Origin of the sequence: Actinomycetospora sp. (assembly GCF_036497245.1) — a bacterium.
GTDB lineage: Bacteria > Actinomycetota > Actinomycetes > Mycobacteriales > Pseudonocardiaceae > Actinomycetospora.
On sequence record NZ_DASXJS010000016.1, the window covers coordinates 1 to 8,297 of the forward strand.

Below are 8,297 nucleotides of genomic sequence, written 5' to 3' on the forward strand. Positions count from 1 at the left end.
TGGCCTGCTCCTCGTCCAGGGCGACCGCGGTCGCGGTGACGCCGCCCGCGAGGTCGGCGAGCGTGGCGACGCGGCCGTACGCCGCGGCCGAGCGGAACTGGGCCTCGTAGCCGGTGCGCGCCGCGTCCGCCTCGACCAGGGTCTGGGCGCCGCCGGGTTCGAACGAGCCGGCCAGGTAGGCGGCCTCGAGCTGGGCCCGCTCGGTGGCCAGCTCCGCCCGCTCGCGCGAGAGCGCCCCGAGCGCGCGGACGGTCGCGCCGAGCTCGGGGTCGGATCCGGAATTTCCCCCCGTCGCCTCGCTCGCCCCGCCCTGCGCGACCTCGTCGTCGACGGCGAGCAGGTCGTCGCCCACAGCGGTGTAGCGGGTGACGACGACCCCCGCCGGGACCTGGCTCGAGAGCACGGCCGCGCGGACCGCCGGGAGGCTGTCGACGCGGAAGAGCGCCTGGTCGAGACGCGTGCGGGTCGAGGCCGCGGTCGCGGAGTCGGAGGTGACCGCGTCCGCGCGGCGGCGCAGGTCGGCGGTGGCGAGGTCGGCGCGGCGCTGCGCGTCGGACACGGCGCTGCGGAGCCCGGCGGGTCGGCCGGCGGCGACGTACGCCGCGGAGGTGGCCTGCTCCTCGTCCAGGGCGACCGCGGTCGCGGTGACGCCGCCCGCGAGGTCGGCGAGCGTGGCGACGCGGCCGTACGCCGCGGCCGAGCGGACCGCGCCGGCGACCCCGACGACGCCGAGCGCGACGGCGACGATCGTGGGCACCGCGATGAGCGCGACCAGCCGGGTGCGCACGCTGCGGCGCCCGCGGGGCCGTTCCGTCGCGTGTCCCGGGGCCCGGGCGGCGCCGGGTCCGCCGGCGCGGGCGGTGCCGCCGGACGGGGTCGAGGCCGCCGCGGTCGGCACCGCGAACGCCTCCGTCGGGGGGTCGTCGTCGAGGGGGCGGCGGGAGCGGTCGGTGCGCACGAGCGCCGCCGCGACCACGGTGATCACCGAGACGACCACGAGGTAGCCCGCGACCGACGCCGACGAGCCGGTGGCCGCGAACAGCGCCGTCGCGATGATCGGTGCCAGACCGCCGCCGAGGACCGTGCCGAGCTGGTAGCCCAACGAGGCGCCGCTGTAGCGCACCCGCGCGGCGAACAGTTCGGTGTAGAGCGCGGCGAGCGGGCCGTACATGGCGCCGAGGGCGAGGTGCGCGACGGCGAGGGCGAGCCACAGGCCCCAGGTCGCGCCGGAGTCGATGAGCGCGAACGCCGGGAACGCCCAGATCATCGAGACGATCGCGGCGGTCAGGTACACCGGCCGTCGTCCGAACCGGTCCGAGAGCGCGGCGCCGCCGACGATCCCGGGGATCTGGAAGGCCTGGGTGACGGTCAGGACGAGCAGCGCGGTCGTCTTCGGCGTGCCCAGCTGCGTGGGCAGGTAGGTGAGCAGGTAGGTGACGTAGACCCACAGGCTGGCGCTGGCGGCGACGAACAGCGCCGCGGCGAGCACGATCGTGCCGGGGCTGCGGCGCAGCACCTCGAGCACCGGGGCGCGGGCGGGCCCCTCGGACCACGTCGTGGTGTCGCTCGAGAGCGCCGTGAACGCCGGCGACTCCTCGATGCGCCGCTGCATGACCAGACCGAGCACGACGACGAGCACGCTGACCAGGAACGGGATCCGCCAGCCCCAGACGGCGAACTGCTGGGCCGGCATGAGCGCCGAGACCAGGAAGAACAGCCCGCTGGAGACGATCCCGCCGATCGGCGACCCGAGCTGGGCGATGCTGCCCCACAGGCCCCGCCGTCCCGGGGGCGCGGCCTCGGTGAGCAGCAGCACCGACCCCGCCCACTGCCCGCCGAGCGCGAGCCCCTGCAGCAGCCGGAGCACGACGAGGATGATCGGCGCGGCGATCCCCCAGGTTGCGTAGCTCGGGAGGAGCCCGACGAGCACGGACGCGACGCCCATCGCCACCGTCGAGCCGGCCAGCGCGGCACGCCGCCCCACCCGGTCCCCGATGCGGCCGAAGAGGATGCCGCCGAGCGGGCGCGCGACGAACGCCAGCGCGAACGTCGCGAAGCTCGCCAGCACCTGGCCGGTGGCCCCGAGCGGCGTGAAGAACGCGGGCCCGAGGACCACCGCCGAGGCGGTCGCGTAGAGGAAGAAGTCGTACCACTCGACCGAGGACGCGGCCGTGCACAGCGCAGCGAGTCGCCCCATCGGTCTCGCCTGGTCGGGCACGGTTCCGGACATCGTGTCGGATGCTAACGAGCCTCGCGCGACGGGGCAGAACGGACCAGGCGGTTGGGGCGAACTTCCGGGTACACGGGCCCCCGCACCCACCCCGGACAGACGACGACCCCCGCCGGAACACCGGCGGGGGTCGTGAGTTGAGAGTGGAGCTGAGGGGAATCGAACCCCTGACCTACTCGATGCGAACGAGTCGCGCTACCAACTGCGCCACAGCCCCAACGAGCGAGAACTCTAGCAACCGGGGCCGCGTCCGTCGCGAGGCGGCCCCGGGAGCACCGGGCCCGCCCCCGACCTCACGCGCCGGCGGCCATCCGTCGGTACGCGGGCACCCGGGAGTCCGAGAGATCGTGGAAGTCCGGGTCCTCGTCGGTGTCGGCGACCAGCTCCATGCCGGCGGGCACCGCGGGTGCCGGGGTGCGCGGCGCGATCCAGCGCGGCGAGGGGACGTCGACGCCGTCGTCGGGCTCCTCCTCGAGGTCGTCGAGGTCCTCGTCGAGATCGCGCCCGTCGTCGAGGTCGTCCGTGTCGTCCTCGACGTCCCACCGCTCGGCGTCGGCGAGACGGTCCTCGTGGTCGGCCTGACGCTCCTGGCGGGCCTCCAGCGCGCGGCGCTCCCCGGTCAGCCGGGCCAGGCGGCGCCTGCGGACCTCGTCCTCGATCCGGGTCTGGCGGCGCAGGAACACCAGGTACCCGACCAGGCCGAGGTCGGTGGCGAGGTGCAGCCACCACAGCGTGGGCGTGACGACCAGCGCGGCCAGTAGCGAGAGCACCGCCACGGCGACCAGCCCGACCGCGACCCGCTGACGGAACGCGTAGCGGGTGTGCGCGGCGGCGGCCGCGGCGTCGGCGTCGAACCCGCCGCGTCCGGGGCGGTAGCTCCGTGCGTGGTGGTCGGCCACGTCGTACGGGCCGGGCGCCTCGTCCCCGAGATCGTCCTCGGGCCCGTACCCGTCGTCGTACCCGTGCTCGTCGTACCCGTGCTCGTCGTACCCGTCGTACCCGTCGTCCTCGCGGTCGGCGGTCGCGAGGCGGCCCTCGTCGCGGTCGTCCATGCCCTCGTCCTCCCCGGCGTCGTCCCGGAACGGCCTGCGGCCCCGGCCGCGGTCGAGCACGCGGCCCTGCGGCGCGTCTGCGCCGGGCGCGTGCGTGTCCTCGCTGTCGATCTCCGGCGCCGTGTCCGTCTCCGGCTCCGCGGTCGCGATCGCCGTCGTGGTCGCGGCGGCGGTCATGGCGGCCGTCGTGGTGGTGCTCGCGGAGCGGTCCGGGCGCGCGAGCACCCGCGCGCTGAGGTGCGCCTCGGCGGGCCGCGGCACCGTCTGGCGCCTGCGGGCCACCACCGGCACGAGGACCGCGAGCCACGCCACGACCAGCGCGGCGAACACCAGCGAGCTCGGCATCGTCCGCCTCCCCGACCCGGTCACGACCTGACCTTCGAGCCCGCCCCCCTCGGGGCCGACCCGCCGGCGCCGCTCCCTCGGGGGGACCGTGACCGACACTCGCCACGCTAGTCACACGAGTCCCATGCGCCCCGTAGCCGACACGGCGTGTCGTGTGCGAACCGTGACGACAACCCTCCAGTGAGGGAAGCAATGCCGTAGCGGTGCGGCCGGTGACCACTCGATGGACTGGCGGAACCACCGATGCTGCTGGGCCATGTGGGTGCTCCAGCGCCGGTCGAGCGCCGGGTGGAGCCCCGAGAGTGCCGGACGGCCCCCGCTCAGGCTCGGGAGGCGCGCCCGGCGCGCAGCAGACGGGGCACGAGACCGTCGGGGAGCACGTCCTCGGCGGTCACCGCGAGGACGATGTGGTCCCGCCAGTCCCCGTCGACCTCGAGGTAGCGCTTCAACAGCCCTTCCTCGCGGAAGCCGAGCTTGGCGAGCACCCGCAGGCTCGCCGCGTTCTCCGGTCGGACGGTGGCCTCCACGCGGTGCAGCCCGACGCGGGAGAAGCAGTGGTCGACGGCGAGGGCCACGGCCGCCGTCGTCACGCCCTGCCCGGCGTGCTCGGCGGACACCCAGTAGCCGACGTAGGCGGACAGGAGCGGCTCGCGGACGATGTTCCCGACGACGACCTGACCCGCGAACCGCCCGTCGACGGTCAGTGCGTACGGGAGCGCGCTCCCGGCGCGGCCCATCGCGCGGAGCGTCCCCCAGCGGCCCGGCCACTCGATCAGCGCGTTGTGGTCGATCCAGCGCCCGGGCGGCATCGGCTCCCAAGGCGTCAGGTACGCCTCGTCGCGCAGTCGCAGGCGGGACCACTCGCGGCCGTCGCGGAAGCGGACCGGACGCAGCGTGACCACGCCGGCCGGGGTGCGCAGCGCGCGCAGCCGGTCCGGCCAGCCGGGGTGACGGCCGGTGGGGCGTGTCCCTCCCCAGATCGGCACGCCCATGTCGATCGTTCTAGCAGAGGAGCCCACCTATCGAGGCGCGAGGAACGCCACCTGCACGGGATGGTCCAGCCCCGCCTCGACGGTCTCCTCGTCCAGGATGATCAATGCGTTCGCCTCGGCCAGCGAGGACAGCAGGTGCGAGCCCGCCGTCCCGAGCGGCTGGGCGAGGTAGTCGCCGGTGCTGCGGTCGCGGAGCAGCTGGCCGCGGACGTAGCTGCGCCGCCCCGGCCGGGAGGCGACCGGCGAGAGCAGCCGGGCGGTCACCTCGCGCCGGTGCAGTTCCGGGCGCCCCAGGGCCAGGCGCACCAGCGGCCGGACGAGCACCTCGAACACGATGAGCGCCGAGGTCGGGTTCGCCGGGAGCAGGAACGTCGGGATCTCGTCGGCGCCCAGGCGGGCGAAGGCCTGCACCGAGCCGGGGTGCATCGCCACCCGGGAGGTGTCCATCGGGCCGAGCTCGCCGAGTGCCGTGGCGACGGCCTCGCCGTGCGCCCCGCCGACGGCCCCGGCCACGAGGACCACCTCGGCGAGCCCCAACCGGGCGGCGACGGCCTCGCGCACCGTCTCGGGGTCGCTGCCGACGATGCCGATGCGGGTCACCTCGGCGCCGGCGTCGCGGGCCGCGGCGGCCAGCGCGTAGGAGTTGACGTCGACGATCTGTCCCGCGCCCGCGGTGCGGTCGACGTCGACGAGCTCGTCCCCGACCGCGATCACCGACACCCGCGGCTTCGGGTGGACCAGCACCTTCGTCCGGCCCACGGCGGCCAGCAGGCCGACCTGCGCGGGCCCGACGACGACGCCGCGGCGCACCGCGACGTCCCCGGGCGCGACGTCCTCGCCGGTGCGCCGCACGAACGCCGCCGACGGGACGGGGGCCTTGACCGTGACGCGGGCGCGGCTCGACGGCGCGGCGTCGTCGGTGTGGTCGTGCGGGGCGACGGCGTCGGCCAGGGTCGGCAGCGGTGCTCCGGTCGCGACGCGGACGGCCTGCTTCGGGCTCAGGCGGTGGGCCTGCCGCGACCCGGCGGCCACCTCCCCGACCACGGGCAGCTCGACCGGTTCCTGGTCGGCCTCGCGCACGTCGACGGCGCGCACGGCGAACCCGTCGACGGCGGCCTGGTCGAACCCCGGCAGCGCGCGGTCGGCGACGACCTCCTCCGCACAGAGCAGTCCCTGCGCCTCGGAGATGGGCACGCGTACGGGGGCCGGTCGCACCGCGGCGTCGAGCACCCGGCGCAGCTGGGCATCCACGGTCCTCACGGGGCCATCGTCCTACGACACGCCGCGCGAGCCGGTAACGACGCGCCGGGTTCGCCACACGGCCGGGCACCTCCCGGCGCGGCACAGGCGACTCCGGGCCCTTCGCTAGTCTCGGCCCCGTGAGCGCCGACCACCCAGCCGCCGACCACCCCGCCGTCGTCAAGCTGGAGAAGGCGGGCGCCCACCCGATGGAGGTCGCCGCCTTCCGCAGGCGGCTCGCTCAGCTCGCCGACCCCGGCGTGGGCACGCTGCCCGGCGACCAGCTCTCCCCCGTCGCGCCGCTCCCCCGGCTCGACGACCTCCCCGAGCCGGACGACGCGACCACGCGCGCGGTGCTCGACCGCCTCGCCGTCGTGAAGCTCAACGGCGGGCTCGGGACGAGCATGGGCCTCGACGGGCCGAAGTCGACGCTGGAGATCAAGCCGGGCCGCAGCTTCCTCGACGTCATCGCGATCCAGACGCTCGCGCTGCGCCGGAGCACCGGAGCACGGCTCCCGCTGCTGCTCATGGACTCGCCGACCACGCGGCCGCCGTCATTGGAGCGCCTGCGCGCGCACGAGGGCCTCGACGACCAACCGCTCCCGCTGGACTTCCTGCAGGGCATCGAGCCGAAGCTGGACGCGGCGACCCACGAGCCCGCGGAATGGCCCGCGGACCCGCAGCTGGAGTGGTGCCCGCCGGGGCACGGCGACATCTACACCGCGCTCGCGGCGAGCGGGATCGCGGCGACGCTGCTCGAGGCAGGCGTGCGCTGGTGCTTCGTCTCCAACGCCGACAACCTCGGCGCCCGCCCCGACCCGCGCATCGCCGCGTGGGTCGCCGAGCACGAGGTGCCGTTCCTGCTCGAGGTGGTGCGCGGGACCGAGTCGGACCGCAAGGGCGGGCACCTCGCGATGCGCGACGGGCGGCTCGTGCTGCGGGAGTCCGCCCAGGTTCCCGACGGCGACCCCTCCTTCGGCGACCTCAGCCGCTGGCACTACTTCAACACCAACAACATCTGGTTCGACCTGGAGGCGATCGCCGCGCTGCAGGAGGCCGACCCGGCCGCCCCGGAGCTGCCACTGATCGTCAACCGGAAGACCGTCGACCCGACCGACAAGGGCTCCACCCCGGTCCTCCAACTGGAGACCGCCATGGGCGCGGCCGTGTCGACGATCGACGGCGCAGGCGCACTCGAGGTACCCCGCACCCGGTTCGCGCCGGTGAAGACGACCGACGACCTCCTGGTCGCGCGCTCGGACCTCTGGGAGCTGCGCGAGGACGGCGCGATGGTGCCGCACTTCGACGGCGTCCCGCCGGTGGTCTCGTTGGACAAGGCCCATTTCGGGCTGCTCCGCGACTTCGAGGCGCGGTTCCCGGGCGGCGCCCCGTCCCTGCTGGACGCGCAGCGGCTCGAGGTGCGCGGGGACGTGACGTTCGCCGGGCCGGTGACGGTGCGCGGGTCGGTGACCGTCGACGGGCCGCGCACCCTCGACGGCGGCACGCTCGAGGGGTGAGCACCACCAAGGACGAGCTGCGCCGGGAGCTGCTCGCCCGGCGTCGTGAGCGTTCCGACGCCGACCGGTGGCGTGACGCCGGCGCCCTCGCCGCAGGCCTGCCCGGGGTGCTCGACGCGCTCGGTGCCGACCCCGACCGCCCGGTGTGCCTGCACGTCCCGGTCCGCCGCGAGCCCGGGGCCGCCCCGGACGGCGCGGTCCCGATGCTCGACGCCGCGGTCGTGCTCGGCCGCCGCGTGCTGCTCCCGGTGACCGTGGGCGAGGCACCCCTGGACTGGGCCTGGTTCGGAGGTCGCGGGGACCTCGTGCCGGGCGCCCACGGGCTGCTCGAGCCCGGCGGCGACCGGGTCGGGCCACCGGCGATCGGCGACGCGGCGCTCGTCATCGTGCCCGCGCTGGCGGCGACGGCGGCCGGGGTCCGGCTCGGGCGCGGCGGTGGCCACTACGACCGGAGCCTGCCGCTGGCCTCGCCCTCGACGGTGCTCGTGGCGCTCGTCGGCGACGACGAGCTCGTCGCCGACCTGCCCGTCGAGCCGCACGACGTCCGGGTCCACGCCGTGTGGCGTCCCACGGCGGGCCTGCTGCGGACCGTCGCGCCCGGCGGCGTGATCGGAACACCGTGACGTCCGCCCGTGTTGGCACTCACGTGGCAGGAGTGCCAGATATACTCCTCCCGACGCAGAGTCCCCGCGGGTGACGACAGGAGCGCGAGCGTGCCCACCTACCCCTACGCCTGCACCGAGTGCGACAACCGGTTCGAGCAGGTCCAGGCGTTCACCGACCCCTCGCTGACGGAGTGCCCCGAGTGCGGGGGCCGGCTGCGCAAGGTGTTCTCGTCGGTCGGCATCGTCTTCAAGGGCAGCGGCTTCTACCGCAACGACAGCCGGGCGAGCGCGTCCAGCTCCTCCTCGTCGTCCGCCGA

The 8,297-nt window shown here is 75.5% G+C and carries 7 protein-coding genes and 1 tRNA gene; 3 read left to right on the forward strand and 5 right to left on the reverse strand.

Annotated elements, in window-relative coordinates; all coding sequences use genetic code 11:
* The 5 genes from VGI02_RS02530 to glp form a co-directional block, all read right to left on the reverse strand.
* The coding region (locus VGI02_RS02530) for an MFS transporter (protein WP_331625674.1) at positions 1 to 2,230 on the reverse strand (2,230 nt) is incomplete at its 3' end.
* Between the two features lie 144 nt (positions 2,231 to 2,374).
* Positions 2,375 to 2,447: transfer RNA gene (locus tag VGI02_RS02535), tRNA-Ala, on the reverse strand.
* 76 nt (positions 2,448 to 2,523) lie between these two features.
* The gene (gene sepX, locus VGI02_RS02540) at positions 2,524 to 3,627 is read right to left on the reverse strand and encodes a divisome protein SepX/GlpR (protein WP_331625675.1); all 1,104 of its coding nucleotides are present in this window, start codon (positions 3,625 to 3,627) and stop codon (positions 2,524 to 2,526) included.
* Between the two features lie 320 nt (positions 3,628 to 3,947).
* Positions 3,948 to 4,619, reverse strand: coding sequence for a GNAT family N-acetyltransferase (locus VGI02_RS02545; protein WP_331625676.1), 672 nt, complete (start codon positions 4,617 to 4,619; stop codon positions 3,948 to 3,950).
* Between the two features lie 27 nt (positions 4,620 to 4,646).
* The gene (gene glp, locus VGI02_RS02550) at positions 4,647 to 5,879 is read right to left on the reverse strand and encodes a molybdotransferase-like divisome protein Glp (RefSeq protein ID WP_331625677.1); all 1,233 of its coding nucleotides are present in this window, start codon (positions 5,877 to 5,879) and stop codon (positions 4,647 to 4,649) included.
* Positions 5,880 to 5,998: 119 nt separating this feature from the next.
* Here glp and VGI02_RS02555 point away from each other — a divergent pair, with 119 nt between their 5' ends.
* From VGI02_RS02555 to VGI02_RS02565, 3 genes are all read left to right on the forward strand, one after another.
* Positions 5,999 to 7,375 (forward strand): UTP--glucose-1-phosphate uridylyltransferase, encoded by a 1,377-nt coding sequence (locus VGI02_RS02555; protein ID WP_331625678.1) that lies wholly within the window; start codon positions 5,999 to 6,001, stop codon positions 7,373 to 7,375.
* On the forward strand, positions 7,372 to 7,998 hold the full coding sequence (locus VGI02_RS02560; protein WP_331625679.1) for a 5-formyltetrahydrofolate cyclo-ligase: 627 nt from the start codon (positions 7,372 to 7,374) through the stop codon (positions 7,996 to 7,998). The genes VGI02_RS02555 and VGI02_RS02560 overlap by 4 nt, the downstream gene beginning before the upstream one ends.
* 90 nt (positions 7,999 to 8,088) lie before the next feature.
* Positions 8,089 to 8,297: FmdB family zinc ribbon protein (locus tag VGI02_RS02565; protein WP_331625681.1), on the forward strand; the 209-nt coding region annotated here is incomplete at its 3' end.